Source organism: Aeromonas sp. Lyrl_2, from assembly GCF_051948815.1.
Taxonomy (GTDB): domain Bacteria; phylum Pseudomonadota; class Gammaproteobacteria; order Enterobacterales; family Aeromonadaceae; genus Aeromonas; species Aeromonas veronii.
The window spans coordinates 25,147-45,321 of the sequence record NZ_JAYJLJ010000024.1 but is presented as its reverse complement, the minus strand read 5'-3'; the positions used below and the strand labels follow the sequence as shown (position 1 = coordinate 45,321).

Below are 20,175 nucleotides of genomic sequence, written 5' to 3'. Positions count from 1 at the left end.
TTGTTACCTTACTTGATGGATGCTGTTGGGGGTCGCCCGCAGGCGGCCCATGTCATGCTTGTTCTGGTCGTTGCTCATGTACCGGCACAATGCCCGTACAGGGTCAAACCGACCTAACCCTTTTCCGCCTTGAAGCTGTGCAAGCGATTCATGGCCTTGGTCATATCTTGTTTGAACAGGATGTCGGTGGCGCGCAGGGACTCGTCCAGCGCGGCGTCGATCAGGTTCTGTTCACTACTGGGGGCCTTGGTCAGGACGAAGCCAGCCACCTGCTCTTTGCTGCCGGGATGGCCGATCCCGAGACGCAGCCGGAAGAAGTTATTGTTGTTGCCCATCTTGGCGATGATGTCCTTGAGACCGTTATGGCCACCGTGACCACCACCCTGCTTGAACTTGGCGATGCCAGGCGGCAGATCCAGTTCGTCATGGGCCACCAGAATCGCTTCCGGCTCAATCTGATAAAAACGCGCCAGTGCGGCCACCGCCTTGCCAGAGAGGTTCATATAGGTGTTCGGGATGAGCAGCCGCACATCCTGCCCCTCGACCAGAATGCGGGCAGTATGGCCGAAGAACTTGGGTTCTTCACGCAGGCTGACATTGTGCCAGCGGGCCAGTTGCTCTACATACCAGGCGCCCGCATTGTGGCGGGTCTTGGCATATTCCGGGCCGGGGTTGCCCAGTCCGACGATCAGTTTGATTTCGCTTGTCACGCTTGATGTCTTCACTCGCAGCTGCCGTGGGCACACTACCCAGGGCAATAGGACGCAATATTCTAGCCGCCGAGTGGCGATCACTCAACCAATGCGCATGTTATGGCGGGATTTGCAGCATTATTGCGGCCAATGGGTGGCTAACGGTGGGCAAACGGGCCTCTTGCAAGAGGCCCGTTTCAGCTTATCGATGGATTGTGCCCGGTTGACTACCGTCGTTATTTGGTACGCAGCAGGGTGACAGTCTCTTCATCCAGTGCGGTCAAGGTGGGACGGGCATCGCGCACATACTCCACGAAAGACGCTGCATCGGTGCCGCAATCCACGCCGCTGGCTTTGCAATCGAGGGCTTGGCCCGGGGCATAGACGGCGCTCAGCAGCTCGCCGTTTTGTGCCACCTTCAGCACCGGGAAGGCGGTCAGCTTGCCATTGACGCTGGCGATATCGACCCGCTCGCTCTTCTGACGCTGGGCATTGGCCAGTGCCTGCCAGCCATCGTTGCCGTTGGCGCTGTAGGCCTTCATCACCACCCGATAGTGCTGGCTATCCACCAGATCTTGCCACTCGCCGCTTGCGGTCTTGCGTTGCAATTGGGTCAGGGTGCCCGCTTTGCCTGCGTCGGTCTCCTGGAAGGTGTAACGCAGGTGGCCGCCATAGGGGAACTTGCCGGCATGGGCGCTGGCGGGCAGGGTGGCGGTGATAGTCTCGGTCAAAAGAGCGCGTACCTCGGCGCCAGTCAGGGTCAGCACCGCGAGCTGGTTCTTGAACGGCAGCAGGGTGAGGGCACTATCCCCCTCACGCCATTCGCCAGCAGGCAGGTCGGCGCGCACGCCCCCAACCGCCACCAGAGCGAAGTCGACCGGGCCACCGGTCAGATCTTGCACTGCTGGGGTATTGGCCCAGTAGAACTCCCCTTCGGCAACCAGCGGCGCCACGTCGGAGCCATGGCTGTCGCTGCCGTTGTCACCGGGGCGACGGGCATTTTGCAGCTGCTCGGGGATGGTGCCGATCACCGGGCCGTAGGCTTTCTCCAGCGCCGGTTTGTAGTGGCTGTCGATGATGCCGCGCAGGCGCGGATCTTCATCCACGGTCACCAGATTGGGCTGGTTGTCGACAAACTGGCTTGCCTCTTTGCTGCGGGCGTCGTCGAGCGCTTGCTTGCGCGCCGCATCGGCGAAGAAATCGCGGCTGGCCAGCAGGCTGTTGTGGCCCTGGCAGTCGGTCACCTGACCCTGGCTGTCAAAGGTCACTTGTGCCAGACCGATGGCCTGGGCGTAGGAGCCCGCCTGCACCACGCAGGTTTTGCCGATGCCATCCGGATTGGTCACCAGCTTGGCGTAATCGCCGGTCTTGCCCCAGCCAATATTGCGAAAATCGCCGAGCAGGCTGTGGGAGTGGCCGCCGACGATGGCATCGAGGCCGTTTACCTTGGCCGCCAGTGCCAGATCCCGCTCGTTGCCGATGTGGGTCAGCGCCACGATCTGGTGGATCCCCTTGGCTTGCAGCATGTCGACCGTGGCCTGAGCCGAGGCGACCTCCTTGCCAAAGCGCAGCTTGCCGACGTTGGGGGCGATATTGCCCATGTCTTCCAGCACCAGACCGATGACGGCGACCAGCTGCTTGCCTTGCGGCAGGTTGTCGAGATCGGTGACCGGGCTCTTCTGGTTGCCGTCAAAGGCGTAGACCACGAAGGGCTTGAGGTTGTCAGCCTTGCTGAGGGCCGGATCGGCCTTGGTGTCGAGGTTGGCGGCCAGCACCGGGAAGTTGACCCCCTCGATGAAGCGGGCCAGCTTCTGGTTATCCAGATCGAACTCGTGGTTGCCCAGCGCCATGGCATCGAGGCCGAACTGGCTCAGCAACTCGGCGTTGGCCATCCCCTCGTTGAGCTTGAAGTAGCCGCTGCCCTGCCAGGCATCGCCGCCGTGCAGCAGCAGCAAGGGCTGGTTCTTGGCCAGCGCCTCGGCCTGATAGGCTTTCGCCATGGTCAGCAGGCGCGGATAACCGCCAAAGCGGGTATAGAGGGTGTCCGTCTCCCCCTGCTGGTGCTGGGCAAAGATCTGCCCTTTGATCTCCGCATTGACCGGATCAAACTGGGAGTGGGTGTCGTTCATGTGAGCCAGGGTCAGCACGAAGGGCTGGTTCTCTTTGGCGGGCTGACAGGCGAACAGGGCGGAGGTGAGGGTCGCGAGCAGGAGGGGACGCAAGCAATTCATGGGTAAATCCTTAAGCCTGCCGGGGGCAGGGTCGTACCAGATAGCAGAAAGTTGGAAAGAGAAGGTCCAGAAAGACGAAAACCGCCTGATGGCGGTTTTCGTTATTGCTGAATCTATCAATGCTCAAACATGGCAGAGATGGACTCTTCGTTGCTGATGCGACGAATGGCTTCGGCCAGTACAGTTGACAGCGTCAGCTGCTTGACCTTGCCTACCGCTTTCATCTCCGCAGTGAGCGGGATGGAGTCGGTGATGATCAGTTCATCGATCACGGAGTTCTTGATGTTCTCGACGGCGGAACCGGAGAAGACCGGGTGGGTAGCGTAGGCGAATACACGCTTGGCACCGCGCTCTTTCAGGGCCTCTGCGGCTTTGCACAGGGTGCCGCCGGTGTCGATCATGTCATCAACGATGATGCAGTCGCGGCCGGCAACGTCACCGATCAGGTGCATGACCTGGGAGACGTTCGGGCGGGGACGGCGCTTGTCGATGATGGCGATGTCGGTGTCATCCAGCAGCTTGGCGATGGCGCGGGCACGCACGACGCCACCGATGTCCGGGGAGACAACGACAGGAGACTCGAGGTTCTTGGACTTCATGTCTTCCAGCAGCACCGGGCTACCGAACACGTTGTCTACCGGAACGTCGAAGAAACCTTGAATTTGTTCGGCATGCAGGTCAACGGTCAGCACGCGATCCACACCGACGCTGGAGAGGAAGTCAGCGACAACCTTGGCGGTGATGGGTACACGGGCGGAGCGGACGCGGCGATCCTGACGGGCATAACCAAAGTAGGGGATAACGGCAGTGATACGGCCAGCTGAAGCACGACGCAGAGCATCCACCATGACGATCAATTCCATCAAATTGTCGTTGGTCGGGGCACAGGTGGATTGAATGATGAAGATATCGCCACCACGTACATTCTCATTGATCTGTACGCTGATCTCGCCGTCGCTAAAGCGACCTACGGCAGCATTGCCGAGTTTGATAAACAGGCGATCTGCGATCTTCTGGGCTAGTTCCGGCGTTGCGTTACCAGCAAACAGCTTCATGTCAGGCACGGTTTGAAACCTCGGGGTTGCATCCAGTATGTGGGGGAGTCTGAAATCAGACCCTATCGTTTTGGGGCAAACGATTTATCAAGATAACGTACAAGGTGTCTGCTGCCCAATGATTGTGATGATACCGGTAACCCGAATCCGTGGCCGAGTGCAAAACCGGCCACGTTAATCATCATCAATACTGTTCGGTAAAATTGGCTGGGGTACTAGGATTCGAACCTAGGAATGGCGAGATCAAAACCCGCTGCCTTACCGCTTGGCGATACCCCAATCATTTGAACTGTTGCAATGTGGAGAAGAGAGGTGATATGTTCTCGCCCTTGGCGACAAACCCATCAAGTCCCTTCGGCACGCAGGCCAACACTTCCCGAGCAGTCACTTCGTCTTCAAATTGAGCAAAGACGCAGGCTCCTGTGCCCGTCATTCTTGACGGCGCGTATTCTAGCAACCAGCCGAGCGCATTGGCAACCTCGGGGTGGCGCTTTTTCACCAGTGATTCGCAATCGTTTTTCCACTCACCTTCCAGCAGGTTGTCCAGCGCCATTTTCGGCGTGGCTCTCGGCAGGTCCGGATCCTGGAATACGGCCGCGGTCGCCACATGGCAATCGGGCTTGAGCACCAGATACCAGGCATCGGGCAGTTCGACCGGTTGCAGCCGCTCGCCCACCCCTTCGGCAAAGGCCGCCTTGCCACGGACAAACACCGGTACATCAGCCCCCAACTGGACGCCGAGCGCTGCCAGCTCATCTTCGCTCAAACCCGCTTGCCAGAGGTGGTTAAGCGCCACCAGCGTGGTCGCTGCATCGGATGAACCACCGCCAATGCCGCCGCCCATGGGAAGCACTTTTTCCAGCCGGATATGGGCACCTTGCGGGCTCGGCAGGGTTGCTTGCAGCAGGCGTGCCGCCCGAATAATCAGATTCTGCTCATCCGGTACCCCGGGAATGGCCGGGCTCAGTGTGAGTGTGTCGTTATTCGGTATCACCTCGAACTCGAGCCAGTCGCTGTGGTTGAGGAAGATAAACAGGGTCTGCAGCTCGTGATAGCCATCGGGACGACGGCCATTGACGTGAAGAAACAGGTTGAGTTTGGCCGGTGCCGGCCAGCGTGTGGAAGCCATTAACGTGCAAGAGTCCATTGGTTGATCTGAAGCTTGAGGCGGCTGTTCTGGCCAGTCATGGTCAGCTGGTGCGGCAGGCGGTAGCCATCCTGATCCCGATAATCGCCATAGACGATTTGCCACTGGCCGTCGCGCACGCTGGCCAGACTGCTGTCGGGGTTGAGTTCAAACTCCGCCTGACCCGGCAGCCCCTTGATCCACTCCGGTAATCCCGCAACCGGAATATTCCAGCCGGTCAGTTGATAGATGAGCGCTTCGGCATCCTGGCTCTGGTGGCGATTGCCGTCGCTGTCGAGCAGGGTGATTTCGCCCTTGCTGCGGGAGAGCTCCAGAATGCTGGTGCCAATCAGGCTGGTGAGGTTGAGGCGATAATCCTCGCCATCCTGCTGCCAGTTGAGACGGGCGCTGCCCTTTTGCTGTGGCGTGATGATGGCCATCTTGCCGGATAGCTGCCAGTGGGTCAGTTGCTCGAGACGGGTCCGCTCCTGGTTCCAGTTCACTTGGTCACGCTGGGGCTGGGTGGTGGCACAACCGGCCAGCAACAGCAGGCAGGTGAGGGTAAAAATACGTAGCAGCAAGAGATGGCTCCAGAGAGAGGAATTTGCCACAGTATACGGGGCGGCCGTATTGCTTTTAAAGACTTACCCTTTCTCGTACAATTGGCAGCCTTTGCACCCAGCGTATGAAATGATCGTCGCCCACTCATGAGTTTGCTTGCCCTCGGAATCAACCACAACACCGCCAGTGTCGCCTTGCGGGAACGGGTCGCCTTTGGCCCGGACTGCATCGATCGCGCCTTGCGTGAGCTGGTGAGCCAACCTGGTGTCAGCGAGGCGGTGATCGTCTCCACCTGCAACCGGACCGAACTCTATTGCAATCTGGAGGAGCAGCGGCAGGAGCAAGTGCTGCGCTGGCTGCAGCAGTTCCACGGGCTGGACGCTGCCGAACTGGTCACTGCCATCTATCAGCATCACGATGAAGAGGCGGTGCGCCACCTGATGCGGGTGGCGTGCGGGCTCGACTCGCTGGTGTTGGGGGAGCCGCAGATCCTGGGGCAGATCAAGCAATCCTATGCCCACGCCCAGCAGGCGGAGTCGTTGAAGGGGGCGCTGGAGCGGTTGTTCCAGAAATCCTTCTCGGTGGCGAAAAGAGTGCGTACCGATACCGAGATTGGCGCCAGTGCCGTGTCGGTGGCCTTTGCCGCCGTCAGCCTGGGTCGGCGGATCTTCTCCGATCTCTCCCAGACCAAGGTACTGCTGGTCGGGGCGGGGGAGACCATCGAACTGGTTGCCCGTCATCTGCGCGAGCAGAACGTCACCAAGATGATGGTGGCTAACCGCACCCTGCAGCGTGCCCAGACCCTGGCAGCCGAATTCGGCGCCCAGGTGATGACGCTCGAAGAGATCCCCGACTATCTGCACGAAGCGGATATTGTCATCAGCTCGACCGCCAGCCCCCTGCCCATCATCGGCAAGGGGATGGTGGAGCGCGCGCTGAAGGCCCGCCGCTTCAAACCCATGTTTCTGGTGGATATTGCCGTGCCGCGCGACATCGAAGCCGAAGTCGATGAGCTCTCCGATGCCTATCTCTACACGGTGGATGATTTGCAGGGGATCATCGAGCAGAACCTCGAAACCCGTAAACGGGCTGCCGCACAGGCGGAAGTGATCGTGCAGGAAGAGCGGGACGAGTTTATGGGGTGGTATCGCGGCCAGAGCTCGGTCGACCTCATTCGCGATTACCGCCATCAGTCCCAGCAAGTGGCTGACGAAGAGTTGCAACGCGCCCTGCTGGCGCTGGCCCAGGGCGAGAGTGCCGAACAGGCGCTCAAGGCGATGGCCCATCGCCTCACCAACAAATTGATCCACGCGCCGACCCAGGCGTTGCGCCAGGCTGCCTCCCAGGGGGATCAGAGCGAGCTCTCCCGCTTGCGGCAGGCGCTGGGGTTGTCACAAGAGCCATAATTTTCGGGCAACCTGCCGGTTGTCCCGTCCTCCATTGAGAATGCAAGAGTTATGAATCCGTCACTGATCAGAAAGCTGGAAGGCCTCATCGAGCGCCACGAAGAAGTACAGGCCATGCTCGGCGAGCCAGATGTGGTCTCGGATCAGGATCGCTACCGCGCCCTGACCCGCGAATATGCTCAGCTGGAAGATATCGTTCACGCCTTCCAGCGTTACCGTCAGGCGCAGGATGATCTTGAGACCACCCAGATGATGCTGGAGGAGGATGATGCCGACCTGCGTGAGATGGCGCAGGAGGAGCTGCCGCTGGCCAAGGCCAATCTGGAGGCGCTGGAGCAGGAGCTGCAACTGATGCTGCTGCCCAAGGATCCCAAGGATGACAACAACTGCTATCTGGAGATCCGCGCTGGTGCCGGTGGCGACGAAGCGGCCATCTTTGCCGGTGACCTGTTCCGCATGTATTCACGGTTTGCCGAGCGTCAGGGCTGGCGCGTCTCCATCGTCAGCTGCAACGACGGTGAATACGGTGGCTACAAGGAGGTGATCGCCAAGATCGACGGCGAGCGCGTCTATGGCCGTCTCAAGTTTGAATCCGGTGGTCACCGGGTACAGCGGGTGCCGGAGACCGAATCTCAGGGTCGGGTGCACACCTCCGCCTGTACCGTCGCCGTGCTGCCGGAAGTGCCGGAAGCCGAGCAGATCGAGATCAACCCTTCCGATCTGAAGATCGACACCTTCCGCGCCTCCGGTGCCGGTGGTCAGCACGTCAACAAGACCGACTCGGCCATCCGCATCACCCACCTGCCGACCGGTCTGGTGGTGGAGTGTCAGGACGAGCGCTCCCAGCACAAGAACCGCGCCAAGGCGATGTCAGTGCTCTCCGCCCGCCTGCAAGCGGCCGAGGATGAGCGTCACCGCGCCGCCGAGCAGAGCACCCGCCGCAATCTGGTGGGCTCCGGCGATCGCTCCGAGCGCATCCGGACCTACAACTACCCGCAGGGTCGCCTCTCCGAGCACCGCATCAACCTGACCCTCTATCGCCTCTCCGAAATTTTGGAAGGGGATCTGGACTGCGTCATCACGCCGCTGGTGCAGGAGTATCAGGCCGATCAGCTCGCCTCGCTGGCCGAGAACAACTGATGCAAATGGTGATTCGGCAAGCTCGCATTAAGTGTCGTGCCCATAAGGTGGAGTGGCACTGATGCAGATACAGCAGGCCCGCACCCATATCATGACTGTGTTGGCTGAGGGGGAGTCCCCCCGCGCCGATGCCGATGTACTGCTCTGCCATCTGCTCGGGTGTCGTCGCAGCTATCTGATGACCTGGCCCGAGCGTGAGCTGGATGCCGCCCAGCAGGCCACCCTGCAGGGGTGGCTGGTCCGTCGTCTCAATGGCGAACCCATCGCCCATCTGGTGGGCGAGCGGGAGTTCTGGTCGCTGCCCCTCAAGGTGAGCCCGGCGACCCTGATCCCGCGCCCCGATACCGAGGTGCTGGTCGAGCAGGCGCTGACCAAAATCCCGCAGGGGCCGTGCGCCGTGCTGGATCTGGGCACCGGCACCGGCGCCATCGCGCTGGCGCTCAAGTCCGAGCGGCTCGAGGTCGATGTGTGGGCGGTGGATCGGATGGCGGATGCCGCGGCACTGGCGCGCGAGAACAGCGTCGCACTGGGGTTACCCATCGAGGTGCGCGATGGCAGCTGGTTCGAGCCCCTTGGCGAGCCGGATCACGACGAAACGCCACGATTTGCGGTGATTGTCTCCAATCCCCCTTATATTGATGGCGCCGATCCCCATCTCGAGCAGGGTGACGTGCGCTTTGAACCCCGCTCGGCGCTGGTTGCCGATGACGCCGGGCTGGCTGATATCCGCCACATCGTGGCCCATGCTCCCGCTTATCTGCTGACCGATGGCTGGTTGCTGCTGGAGCATGGCTGGGATCAGGGGGAGGCAGTGCGTCAGTTGCTGCGTGATGGCGGCTACCGCGAGGTAGCCACGGTGCGTGATTACGGGGATAACGACAGGGTGACGCTGGGCCTCTGCCCGCTGCGCTGACGGTTCCTCACTGTTACTCGGCGGGTTGCCTGTGCGCCCTCATGCAAGGATTGAATATGATTTTTGTGCTCAAACACCTGCACCTCACCCTGATTGCCGGGGCCGTGCTGATGTTTATGCTCCGTTTCTACTGGGTACAGACCGCCACTGGCCGAGCCTACAGCGCGCCGGTGATGAAGGTCAGCGGCTGGCTCAACGGTCTGGTGGTGCTCTCCGGCGTATTGCTCTGCATGGTGCTGGATCTCAACCCGCTCAATAACGGAACGCCCTGGCTCAGCGAGAAGCTGATGGCCATTCTGGTGCTGGTATTTCTGGCGGCGATGGCGCTGCGGCTGGCCAAAAGCAATCTGGTGCGCAGGTGCTCCTTTCTGGGGGCGCTCGGCTGGATCTACTTTATTGCCAAGTTGGCAGTGCTCAAACAGACGAGTGTGTTCGGCTAAGGCATGAAGAGAATGTTACACATAGACGAATGGACCGATTTCGAAGCCCACGACATCACCGAGCTGGCGTTGTCAGTCAGTGACGAGATTTATGGCTCGGTCGAGGAGGGGATGCGCGAGTTGAACCTGCTGGACGAGTGGCTGGACGAGCAGATCGAAGAGGGCACCTGCGATGAGGTGCGCCAGCAGTTGCTGCAGGGCTTCTACCACAGCCTCGGTTTTCATGGCGACTGGCAGGATTATTTCTCTGCCAACAACTGCGATCTCAATCAGGTGCTGGTTCAGCGCAAGGGGATCCCGGTCAGCCTCGGTATTCTCATCATCCAGCTGGGGCGCAAGCTTGGGCTCGATGTGGAGGGGATCTGCTTCCCCGGCCACTTCCTGGTGAGCTTTGCCGGTGGCGAGGGGGAGGTCTATGTTGACCCCTTTACCGGCGACGAGCTGAGCCTGGCCCGCATCGAGCTGCTGCTGCGCGGTGCGTTGGGGGACTTGGCGACCCTGACCCCCGACTACCTGCAGCCCTCCGGCCAGTGGGAGATCATCGAACGGCTGCTCAACGTCAGCAAGGGGGCCCTGCTGCGGGAAGATCGTATGCCCGAGGCGCTGCGTTGCAGCGAGCTGTTGTTGCGTATGAAGCCCGGCGATCCGCTGGAGACGCGGGATCGCGGCTTTATCTACGAGCAGCTCGACTGCCCGCGTCAGGCCGCCGACGATTTTGAATATTTTATTGAACAATGCCCGGACGATCCCGTCGCCGATGTGCTGAAAGTGCAGCTGGCCGCGCTGGATCTGAGCCCCAAGCCCCTCCATTAAGGGCGGCTTGAAACTGAAACAGAAGAATATCAAGGCCGCTGCGTCCGGTCGCAACGGATTAACTAGGCTTCAGGCCCTTTTATTAAGGATGTCTTAGATGGAACAGAAGAATATCAAGATCAACCAGATCGACGTTGCCAATGACAAACCGTTCGTGCTGTTTGGTGGCATGAACGTGCTGGAATCCCGCGACATGGCGATGGCGGTGTGCGAGAAGTACGTGGAAGTGACCAGCAAGCTGGGCATCCCGTTCGTGTTCAAGGCGAGCTGGGACAAGGCCAACCGCTCCTCCATCCACTCCTACCGCGGCCCGGGTCTGGAAGAGGGGATGAAGATTTTCCAGGAGCTGAAAGCGACTTTCGGCGTGCCGGTCATCTCCGATCTGCACGAACCCCATCAGGCCAAGCCGGTCGCCGAGGTGGTTGACGTTATCCAGCTGCCCGCTTTCCTGGCACGCCAGACCGATCTGGTGGAAGCCATGGCCCGCACCGGCAACGTTATCAACATCAAGAAGCCGCAGTTCCTCAGCCCCAGCCAGATGAAGAACATCACCGACAAGTTCGAGGAGTGCGGCAACGACCAGCTGATCCTGTGCGAGCGCGGTGCCAACTTCGGCTACGACAACCTGGTGGTGGACATGCTGGGTCTGGGCGTGATGAAGAAGAGCACCGGTGGATATCCGGTGATCTTTGACGTGACCCACTCCCTGCAGTGCCGTGATCCGCTGGGTGCCGCCTCCGGTGGCCGTCGCGAGCAGGTGACCGAGCTGGCGCGCGCCGGCATGGCGGTCGGTCTGGCCGGTCTCTTTATTGAATCCCACCCGGACCCGAAAATTGCCCGTTGTGATGGCCCGAGCGCCCTGCCGCTGGAGAAGCTGGAAGGCTTCCTCAAACAGATGAAGGCCATCGATGACCTGATCAAGGGCTTCGAACCTCTCGATACCTCGGCCTGATCCCGACGCTGTCATGCCTGATGAAAATGCCCCGCAATGCGGGGTATTTTTATATCTGCCATATTTAGTTGAAGACTCAAATTAATCTGCGAGCAAACAATTGTCGGTTGCTGTGGTGTTAATGGTGTTAATTTTGTTGTGTGATTAATGTCTCTTAATTGTTTTTTATTACATGTAAAGTGGTCCCCGTAGTAATGCAGAAACAGCATGGATCGGGTGAGGTACGCAGATATCTCGTCCGGCTATCTGCATGTTTATTGCTGCCATAACAATGTGCAATTAAATTAACAGGACGTTAATAATGCGAAAGAAACTATTTAGCAGCCTCTATTTTCAGGTATTGCTCGCGATTACCCTCGGGGTATTTCTGGGGCATGTCTATCCGGAACTGGGCGCCGATATGAAGCCCCTCGGTGATGGCTTCGTCAAATTGATCAAGATGATCATCGCCCCCGTTATTTTCTGTACCGTGGTTACCGGCATTGCCGGGATGGAGAGTATGAAGGCGGTCGGCAAGACCGGCGCCATTGCTCTGCTCTACTTCGAGGTGGTCAGCACCATCGCCTTGATCATCGGGCTGTGCGTGGTCAACCTGCTGCAACCGGGTGCCGGCATGAACGTCGATCCGGCAGCGCTGGATGCCAGCGCCATCTCCGCCTATGCGGAGCAGGCCAAGTCCCAGGGCATTATCGCCTTTTTGCTGGATATTATTCCGGGCAGTGTGATCGGTGCCTTTGCCAGCGGTAATATCTTGCAGGTGTTACTGTTTGCGGTGCTGTTCGGCTTCTCCCTGCATCATATCGGTGAAAAAGGACAGATTATTTTCGGCGTCATCGACAGTTTCTCCAAAGTCATATTTGGCATTATCAATATGATAATGAGACTGGCGCCGGTCGGTGCATTCGGGGCAATGGCATTTACCATCGGCAAATATGGAGTAGGTTCACTGGTACAGCTGGGCCAGCTTATTGCCTGCTTCTATCTCACCTGCCTCTTCTTTATCTTCATTGTGCTGGGCAGCATCGCTAAAGCCTCAGGCTTCAGCATCCTGCGTTTCATCTCCTACATTCGCGAGGAGTTGCTGATCGTGCTGGGGACTTCCTCTTCAGAGTCGGTACTGCCGCGGATGCTGGATAAGATGGAGAAGCTGGGTTGCCAGAAATCGGTGGTGGGGCTGGTCATTCCGACCGGATACTCTTTTAACCTGGATGGCACCTCCATCTATCTGACCATGGCGGCGATTTTTATCGCCCAGGCCACCAATACGCCGCTCGACCTGTTCCAGCAGATCACCCTGCTGGTGGTACTGCTGATCTCCTCGAAAGGGGCGGCGGGGGTGACTGGTAGTGGCTTTATCGTGCTGGCAGCGACCATTTCGGCGGTGGGCCATCTGCCACTGGCTGGTTTGGCGCTGATCCTGGGGATCGACCGTTTTATGTCCGAAGCGCGGGCGTTGACCAACCTGATCGGTAACGGGGTTGCCACCGTGGTGGTCGCCAAATACTGCAAGCAGCTGGACGAGAAGAAAATGGATGCAGTGCTCGGCGGCAAGGTCGGGCAACTGGAAGTGGACAGGGCGTAAGCGCTGTTTCCCCCGCACGGCCGCGTTGGTTGGTGCGGGGGCAATAAAAAAACGGCCGATTGGCCGTTTTTTTGTGCTGATACCGCAAGTATCAGCTCTTCACTGCAGGGCGCTGATTACAGGCTCTGGGTGAAAGTACGGGTAACCACGTCACGCTGCTGTTCCGGGGTCAGGGCGTTGAAACGCACTGCGTAGCCAGATACACGGATGGTCAGCTGCGGGTACTTCTCCGGGTTTTCGATAGCATCTTCCAGAGTTTCGCGACGCAGCACGTTGACGTTCAGGTGCTGGCCACCTTCAACAGCAGGCTCAGCCTGAACCGGCAGTTCGCGGTATTCGAACTGACCCAGGTCAGCCAGTTGCACTTCTTGATCGGCAGCGAAAGCATCGCCTTTGACGCAGATGCAGCGAGCTTGTTGCTTCTCTTCGTCCAGCAGCCAGAAAGAGTTCAGCAGAGCGGTGTTGGCGGCCTGGGTGATTTGAATGCCTTTGATCATGGTATGACTCCTCAATGGGAACGCGAATCCAACTGTAAGGAAATTACCCTGATGTATTTAAGCTACCGTCGATGGCGATGACTTAAAGGGCCCTTGCCTTACACCTTTTCTTTGATGGGGTCATATATACCACGGTGGTAATATTACAAAAATTGATCTAGATCAAGAAAATCCGACAAAGCGCCATTTCAATGGGATTAAATTCTTGAGTTGAATCAAAAATAGGTCATTTTTCTGATTTTGTAAGATATGCAAATTATGCATCTTTTATCTCGTTAATCTAGTAATTCAACTACATCTTTTATGCTTTTTCTGAGGTTAATTGAGGGGTTGGCTACACTCAGCAAAAAAAGCGAGGAGAGTGCCGGGTGAATAATGGGTGGCGAAAGTGGGTATGGCTGGCCCTGTTCTGTTGCTGGGCAAGCAGTGTTGCGGTACGGGCCGAGACGGTGCGTATTGCTGTGGGCGAGTGGCCGCCCTATATCAGTGAGGCGTTGCCCAATCAGGGCTTTCTCTGTGAGGTGGTGCGCCAGGCCTTTGCCGAAGAGGGGCTCGATGTCAGCTTTCACTTCTATTCCTGGGCCGAGGCTTACCGACTGACTCTGGAAGGGCGCTATGTGGTCACCATGCCCTGGTTTCGCTCCCGCGAGCGGGAGCAGCTTTTCTATCTCTCCGCCTCGCTCGGCCATTTCACCACTCGCCTGATGACGCTGACCGGTACGCCCGCGGTCAATCTGGGTGAGCTGAAACACGAGCCGGTCGGGGTGACCCGTGGCTATTTCTATGGCGATGGTTTTGCCGCTCGCCAAGCCGGGCTCACTCTCGAGTGGTCAGATTCCGATGAGGAGAGCATGGGCAAGCTGCTTGACGGGCGGATCCACTATCTGGTGATGGATGAGCAGGTGGCACAGACTCTGTTCCAGCAGGCGCTCGTTCGTCATCCCCAATCGCTGTCACTGACCGGTGCAGCCGACCCCATCTGGTCGCAACCGGGATACCTGCTGATGCGCAAGGCTGATCCCGAGGCACGCCGTCTGATGCTGCTGTTCAATACCGGGCTGCGCAAGTTGGAGCGCTCGGGGCGCCTCGCCAGGCTCTGGAAAGCGTGAGCCACGGTTGCGTCTTGCGGGCTGGCCCCCTATCCTGAGCCCTTCGCCGTATCAAGTGAGGAGGCCGGGGTGCTGACCTGGAGTGATGTGATTGGCTCTGAGAAAGAGCAGGACTATTTCAAGAGTACGCTGGCAACCGTCAGAGCCGAGCGGGAAGCGGGCAAGGTGATCTACCCGCCAGCCACCGATGTGTTCAATGCCTTCAAGCTGACCGAGCTGGATCAGGTCAAGGTGGTGATCCTGGGACAGGATCCCTACCACGGCCCCAATCAGGCGCACGGTCTCTGCTTCTCCGTTCTGCCCGGCGTGCGTACGCCCCCCTCACTGGTCAACATCTATAAAGAGATGCAGCGTGACCTGCCAGGTTTCGTCACACCCAATCACGGCTTTCTCGAATCCTGGGCCAAACAAGGTGTCTTGCTGCTCAACACTGTGCTGACGGTGCAGGCCGGTCAGGCCCATTCCCACGCCCATCTGGGATGGGAGACCTTTACCGATCGGGTCATCGAGCAGATCAATGCCAGTTGTCAGGGTGTTGTGTTCCTGCTGTGGGGTGCCCACGCCCAGAAGAAGGGACGTTTCATCGACCGCCAGCGCCACTATGTGCTGACCGCGCCGCACCCGAGCCCCCTCTCTGCCCACCGCGGTTTCATCGGTTGCGGTCACTTTAGCGAGACCAATCGCTTGCTGGAACAACAGGGCAAGAGTCCGATAGAGTGGAAATCTGTCTGCATCCCACTTGATTGAGTGCAAAGTTCGGGCGACAAATGACCGTATACTCAGGGACATAAGATTAATTCAGAGCCAAGGAGTGCCCATGTTATCCAGTCTGCACAAGGATCATCTCAACATCGCCCGACTTTTGGAGCTGCTCAAGCACAAGCTGGCAGCCATCCGTGCCGAAGAGCCCATCAGCTATTTTCTGGTGCGCGATGTCATCGACTACCTGCGGGAGGTCTCTGACAAGTACCACCATCCCAAGGAAGACCTCATCTATGACTACTACCTGAAATATCGGGTGGTGGAGGGTGAGGTCGCCAACCGCCTGCAGGAGGAGCACGTCAAGCTGCTGGAGGCCGGGGCCGATCTCAAGGAGATGGTGGAGATGATCCTGATGGATGCGGTGATCCCCCTCGATCAGTTTACCACCAAGCTGGAGCGCTTCGTGGAGCTGCAAGAGGCACACATGAACTATGAAGAGGGGGTGATCTTCCCCCATCTGCGTGACTCCCTGACCGAGGATGACTGGCGTCATCTGGAGCAAAACTGGCAGAACCGCGCCATTGGCGACCCCCTGTTCGGGGCCGAGGTGAGCCAGCACTTCCAGGCACTGGCCAAACGCCTCTCTCTGCCGCTCACGACCGGCTAAGACGAGCCCGTACCTGCCGTGTGGCGGGTATTGTGTGAGTGCAACTTGAGTGAAAACAGAAAGGCCTCCATCCGGAGGCCTTTTGCATGGTGGAGCAAGCTTACGCCTGTGGTTTCAGGAAGTTGCGATAGAGCATATAGAGGTGGGCCGAGCTCCAGCTGAAGTTGCTTGCCCCCTGCATGGCGCCGGTCTCCGGATTGTAGTTTTCGCGGATGGGGCCGCTGCCCGCCAAGCCCTCTGCGTTGTTGAATAGCTTGTTGACCAGAGCCTCGGCATCGCTGCGGTAGCCGTAGTTCTCCAGCCCCTTCACCCCGAAGTAGAACTGATCGAGCCATACCCGGCCGCGCCAGTAGATATTGGGGTCGTAGGCCGGGTTGGTGAGTGCGGCTGTGCCCAGCGGAATCTTTGTGTTGAACTCCTGGGCGTTGAGCATCACCTCACGCACCCGCGCCGCTTTCTCCTTGTCTGCGACCTCTGCCCAGAGCGGGCTCCACCCTTCCGGACCACGGCCGCGAGCGGTCAGCAATTTGCCGACGCAGCCGTTGCCGTCAGCCACATCCCCCTGAGCAATCTGACGATCGTAATAGAAGCCTGACGCCTCATCGAACATGCAGCTGTTGATGTAACCAGCCAGCTGGGCCGCGCCATCGCGGTAGCGGCTCGCGTCGTCCGGCTTGCCAAGCAGGTCGGCCATGTCTGCCAGAATGCGTTTCTCTTTGGCGAGGAAGGCGTTGAGCTCCACTGACTCCTGATCGATGGAGAAACCGATCAAATCGCCATTGTCCTGATGGTTTTCAAAGAAGGCGACGTTCCAGTCCTGACGTGCCTTGGCCAAATCTCCGCCATAGGTCTTGTCGGCATAGCGTTGCAGCTGGCCCGGTTCGATAAAGCCGAAGCGGGCGGCGTTGTCCATGCCTGACTCCCAACCGGCGCCGTGCTGGGCACCGATATCCATGTCGCTGTACCCGCCCACGTTCAACACCTGCTGATAGAGCGGCATACCGGCGCAGGCATACCAGCCATCCCCCTCACTGGTACAGCTGGAGAAATCCAGCCCGGCGGGAATACCGTTGGAGTACTGCACCTTGAAGGTGATATTGCCGTACTCGTCGTTGTGCTCCACATGCTTGGTGGCGCCATATTCGATGATGCCGTTGCGGTTGTTGTCCCGCGCGCGGTACCACCAGTCGTGGTAGGCCTGCAGCTTGGGATACATCTCGGCGATAAAGGCCTTGTCCTTGGTGGCGCTGTAGATTTCCCAGATGGCCCAGGCGGAGAGGGGCGGCTTGGTGTCGCGCTCGTTCCAGTTGCCGCCATCGCCACCGCGATCCGCCAGCTTGTTGTAGAAGACGGCGTCGATCACCATGCCCGCATCCTGTGGTCGCACCGGATCATCCGGCTGTACCTGATAGTCATACATGGCGCGCACGTTGTTCTTGGCTACCTCAGGGTTGAAGTGTGCCATGGCATAGGCGTGCTTCCAGCTATCCCAGGCCCAGACGCCGTCGAACCAGCGGGCGGTATTGGAGGGGGTTACCCCGTCGTGGAGGATGGCGCCAGCCGGGGAGCGCCAGTTGCCGTTGAGGGTCTCCATCGCCTTGACGGCGATGCGACGCTCCGACTCGGGGATCCCCTGATTGGAGAGACCGTTGGCAAGGTAGCCCTCCCAGCGGCGGATGGAGTCGGCAAAATAGCTGGCCGGGTTGGCCAGCAGGGCTTGACGGCTCTGCAGATGGCGGCTGGCGTCATCTGCGGAGTGGAGATAGCTCTGCAGGGTGTAGATATCCTCGCTCCCCTTGGCGGCCAGGGTAATGCTGGCGTCACTTTGGTAGCCCAGTGTCTTCTGGTCGAGGGTGGTGCGACTTGGCAGGGTGCGGTCGATTCGATAGCGGGCGCTGCCGCTCTGCATGATGTTCCAGGTGCTGCGCAGTTTACCGAACTGGAATTCGATTCCTTTGTCGCTCTCGCTGATGGTGCGTGTCCAGCCTGGATATTTGCTGGCAATCGTATCCTTGGCATCCCATTGATTGAGCAACTCGCCCTGCCAGTTGAGGTTGAGGGTGAGCGGTGCATCGGTCTGGTTGATGAGTCGGGTGCGGATAAGAGCGGTGCGGGCATCGCCATAACGCAGCTCCAGCTCCAGCGTGAAGGGCTCGAACTCGAAGCGTTGCACCAGTGCACCGGGAATGGCGTACACCTCCTGCTTGCGGGCGCTGGTGAGCGGGAACGGGCGGCCGCTCGCATCGCTCAGGGTGAGCTTGTCCAGCTCGCTGGCAAAGAAGAGGCTGTACTCCTCGGAGATGACCATGGGACCGGTAAAGCCCCCCCACTCCTTGTCGCTGGCAGGCAGCAGGAAACCGTGCCAGGCCCCCAGATCGAGCAGCGGGTTGTATTTGAGGTTGGAGTAGCTGTCAAAGTCGCGGAATTGGGTCGGTGTTCCCCGACGGTCGATCACGTCCTTGTACTGGATGGCCTGCTCCGGTTTGGCGACTGTGCTGCTCTCTGTCTGGTTATCGTTGCAGGCAGTCAGTCCGAACAGGGCGGTGCCGAGGGCTACCGAGAGTAAAGTTTTACGAAACATTGCTCGCTCCAATTCCGTTTCTGTAGGTTAAAAGGAAGATTTTTTTACGCTTATTTTTAGTGAAAAGGTGTTCGGTAGCCATTGTATGGCAAGGGAAAAAGGGAGCGTTGGCGCGAGATCACACTCTGAAGAGGCGGCAATGTGAGCGGGATCACCGGGTTACATCAGGTTACATAAGATTGGATTTAAGTAATATTTTACTTGTCGTTGCTCGCCAATCTGGCAGGGCAGGTGTGCTGGTATTGGTGGGGCGTCAGGCCGAACTCCTGTTTGAAGCGGGCGGCAAAGCGGCTGGGGGAGTCATAACCGCAGGCGAGGGCGACCTCCAGCGGGGTCAGGCCCTGTTGCAACAGGTTGAGGGCGTGACTCATCCGCACCTGAGCCAGCAACTGGCGAAAGCTGCGACCTTCGGCGGCCAGCTTGCGCACCATGGAGGCGCGGCTCATGGAGAAGTGGGGGGCCACCGCCTCCAGGGTGTGGTCGATGCCGGGTTCCACCGCCAGGTAGCGTGCCAGCCGCTCTGCGAGGGTCATGGTGCTGGCGGGAAAGAGTAACCCGAGGGCGTTGGCGGCCCGCAGCTCGGCATAGAAGCCGCGCAGCAGTTCGGCCTGGGTCGCCTCGCTCAGTCCCCGTTCGGCCATGGTGCTGATGAGCTCAAAGCAGAAGGCGAGCCCGGGGGTGACCTTGACGGCAGGTTCCTCCAGATCGGCGTGGGAAGGGGCTGACTCGGCCAGCCATTCTGGTGGCGGCGGAGTGAGCAGCGTGATGGCGTGGGAGCGAAACTTGCCCTGCTTCGGCTGATTGACGAAGGTGAGCTGGTGGCCTGCCGGGATCAGCAGCCACCGCTCCCTGTCAAACGACAGACGTCGCTCGCGCCACCATAGTTGCTTGCTCCCCTGGGTGACCCATATAAGGGTCGGGGCATAGATGAGCACCCGGTGCAGGGGCTGCTGGCGGATCCCGAGATAGTGGCTCTGTTGCAGCAGGGGAGTGCTCATCCGGTTGGCTCCTAGGGGGTGACGAAGGTGGCGGTCAGGGTGGCTTTGCCGAGCGCCATGCTGTTGAGCATGTAGCCTACCATAGCCGGCGGGGTATCAGCCTTTACCTCGAGATCATGGGGCAGGGCCCAGGCGGTGAACTGATAGCGGTGCATGCCGTGACCAGCGGGCGGGCAGGGGCCGCCATAACCCTGGCTGCCAAAGTCGGTGCGGATCTCCAATCCCTGCTTGAGCTTGCCGGAGGCATTGCTGGCCAGTTCGCTCTGGGTGGCAGGCAGGTTAACCACCAGCCAGTGCCACCAACCGCTGCCGGTGGGGGCATCTGGGTCATAGGCGGTGATGGCAACACTCTTGGTGTCTGCCGGCAGATCCTGCCAACTCAGCTGGGGCGAGTGGTTGTCGCCGCTGCAGCCAAAGCCGTTGAAGCTGAACTGTTTGTCCATCAGCTGGCCTTCGTGAATGTCCGTGCTCTTCAGGGTCATGGCAAAGGCTGGCATGGCCGTCAGGCAGAGCAGTGGCAACAGGGCACTCTGTTTGAGCAATTTCATCGGGTGACTCCTCGTGTGGTAACGGGTTCACTTTAGCGAGAGCAGGGCAGAATAATATTGCAGAACGGCTCAATTTGAGGTCGATTGTTGAGTTAATTGAGCCTTTTGGTGGTTTTTATGGCGATAAGGTAAATAGCAGCCATAAAAAAACCGGCATCAGGG

General features: G+C 59.1%; 18 protein-coding genes, 1 tRNA gene and 1 pseudogene. 10 read left to right on the top strand and 10 right to left on the bottom strand.

What is annotated here, in order from left to right; genetic code table 11:
• Positions 1–113: 113 nt before the first annotated feature.
• The 6 genes and pseudogenes from pth to lolB all read right to left on the bottom strand — a co-directional run bounded on the left by pth (position 114) and on the right by lolB (position 5,685).
• A complete protein-coding gene (gene pth, locus VF684_RS17955) occupies positions 114–710 on the bottom strand; it encodes an aminoacyl-tRNA hydrolase (protein WP_058059203.1) in 597 nt (198 codons plus the stop codon).
• Between the two features lie 218 nt (positions 711–928).
• Positions 929–2,923, bottom strand: coding sequence for a bifunctional metallophosphatase/5'-nucleotidase (locus VF684_RS17950; RefSeq protein WP_376899894.1), 1,995 nt, complete (start codon positions 2,921–2,923; stop codon positions 929–931).
• A gap of 116 nt (positions 2,924–3,039) precedes the next feature.
• Positions 3,040–3,987, bottom strand: a complete 948-nt coding sequence (locus tag VF684_RS17945) for a ribose-phosphate pyrophosphokinase (protein WP_005343846.1) — start codon at positions 3,985–3,987, stop codon at positions 3,040–3,042.
• A gap of 195 nt (positions 3,988–4,182) precedes the next feature.
• A tRNA-Gln gene (locus tag VF684_RS17940) sits at positions 4,183–4,257 on the bottom strand.
• Positions 4,237–5,107 (bottom strand): annotated as a pseudogene (gene ispE, locus VF684_RS17935) (4-(cytidine 5'-diphospho)-2-C-methyl-D-erythritol kinase). Before ispE ends, VF684_RS17940 begins: the two are co-directional and overlap by 21 nt.
• Positions 5,107–5,685 carry a lipoprotein insertase outer membrane protein LolB gene (lolB, locus tag VF684_RS17930; RefSeq protein WP_005353907.1) on the bottom strand — a complete coding sequence of 193 codons (579 nt, stop codon included), beginning with the start codon at positions 5,683–5,685 and terminating at the stop codon, positions 5,107–5,109. Before lolB ends, ispE begins: the two are co-directional and overlap by 1 nt.
• A 126-nt stretch (positions 5,686–5,811) precedes the next feature.
• On the opposite strand from lolB, the gene hemA reads away from it, so the two are divergent.
• The 7 genes from hemA to VF684_RS17895 all read left to right on the top strand — a co-directional run bounded on the left by hemA (position 5,812) and on the right by VF684_RS17895 (position 12,911).
• Positions 5,812–7,071 (top strand): glutamyl-tRNA reductase, encoded by a 1,260-nt coding sequence (gene hemA / locus VF684_RS17925; RefSeq protein ID WP_113739726.1) that lies wholly within the window; start codon positions 5,812–5,814, stop codon positions 7,069–7,071.
• 51 nt (positions 7,072–7,122) lie between these two features.
• Entirely contained in the window at positions 7,123–8,211 is a 1,089-nt protein-coding gene (prfA, locus tag VF684_RS17920) for a peptide chain release factor 1 (RefSeq protein ID WP_005353897.1), read from the top strand.
• 61 nt (positions 8,212–8,272) lie between these two features.
• Positions 8,273–9,124 (top strand): peptide chain release factor N(5)-glutamine methyltransferase, encoded by an 852-nt coding sequence (gene prmC / locus VF684_RS17915; protein WP_376899896.1) that lies wholly within the window; start codon positions 8,273–8,275, stop codon positions 9,122–9,124.
• Positions 9,125–9,180: 56 nt separating this feature from the next.
• A complete protein-coding gene (locus tag VF684_RS17910; protein WP_139731175.1) occupies positions 9,181–9,564 on the top strand; it encodes a SirB2 family protein in 384 nt (127 codons plus the stop codon).
• A gap of 12 nt (positions 9,565–9,576) precedes the next feature.
• Positions 9,577–10,377 (top strand): SirB1 family protein, encoded by an 801-nt coding sequence (locus VF684_RS17905; RefSeq protein WP_005334938.1) that lies wholly within the window; start codon positions 9,577–9,579, stop codon positions 10,375–10,377.
• Between the two features lie 97 nt (positions 10,378–10,474).
• Positions 10,475–11,329 carry a 3-deoxy-8-phosphooctulonate synthase gene (gene kdsA, locus VF684_RS17900; protein WP_204381616.1) on the top strand — a complete coding sequence of 285 codons (855 nt, stop codon included), beginning with the start codon at positions 10,475–10,477 and terminating at the stop codon, positions 11,327–11,329.
• Between the two features lie 301 nt (positions 11,330–11,630).
• Positions 11,631–12,911: a dicarboxylate/amino acid:cation symporter gene (locus VF684_RS17895; protein WP_139731174.1), complete on the top strand. Its 1,281-nt coding sequence runs from the start codon at positions 11,631–11,633 to the stop codon at positions 12,909–12,911.
• Between the two features lie 116 nt (positions 12,912–13,027).
• Here the strand turns inward: VF684_RS17895 and grcA are convergent, their stop codons facing one another.
• The gene (gene grcA / locus VF684_RS17890) at positions 13,028–13,408 is read right to left on the bottom strand and encodes an autonomous glycyl radical cofactor GrcA (RefSeq protein ID WP_005334936.1); all 381 of its coding nucleotides are present in this window, start codon (positions 13,406–13,408) and stop codon (positions 13,028–13,030) included.
• Between the two features lie 368 nt (positions 13,409–13,776).
• Between grcA and VF684_RS17885 the strand changes: the two genes are divergently transcribed.
• From VF684_RS17885 to VF684_RS17875, 3 genes are all read left to right on the top strand, one after another.
• Positions 13,777–14,517, top strand: a complete 741-nt coding sequence (locus VF684_RS17885) for a substrate-binding periplasmic protein (RefSeq protein WP_107683617.1) — start codon at positions 13,777–13,779, stop codon at positions 14,515–14,517.
• A gap of 69 nt (positions 14,518–14,586) precedes the next feature.
• A complete protein-coding gene (gene ung, locus VF684_RS17880; protein WP_005353881.1) occupies positions 14,587–15,264 on the top strand; it encodes a uracil-DNA glycosylase in 678 nt (225 codons plus the stop codon).
• Positions 15,265–15,334: 70 nt separating this feature from the next.
• Positions 15,335–15,886 (top strand): hemerythrin domain-containing protein, encoded by a 552-nt coding sequence (locus VF684_RS17875; protein WP_005353878.1) that lies wholly within the window; start codon positions 15,335–15,337, stop codon positions 15,884–15,886.
• 100 nt (positions 15,887–15,986) lie between these two features.
• Here the strand turns inward: VF684_RS17875 and ygjK are convergent, their stop codons facing one another.
• From ygjK to VF684_RS17860, 3 genes are all read right to left on the bottom strand, one after another.
• A complete protein-coding gene (ygjK, locus tag VF684_RS17870) occupies positions 15,987–18,467 on the bottom strand; it encodes an alpha-glucosidase (RefSeq protein WP_139730732.1) in 2,481 nt (826 codons plus the stop codon).
• A gap of 197 nt (positions 18,468–18,664) precedes the next feature.
• Entirely contained in the window at positions 18,665–19,465 is an 801-nt protein-coding gene (locus tag VF684_RS17865) for a helix-turn-helix transcriptional regulator (protein ID WP_139440415.1), read from the bottom strand.
• An 11-nt stretch (positions 19,466–19,476) separates the two neighbouring features.
• Entirely contained in the window at positions 19,477–20,013 is a 537-nt protein-coding gene (locus VF684_RS17860) for a YbhB/YbcL family Raf kinase inhibitor-like protein (protein WP_139440416.1), read from the bottom strand.
• Between the last annotated feature and the right edge of the window lie 162 nt (positions 20,014–20,175).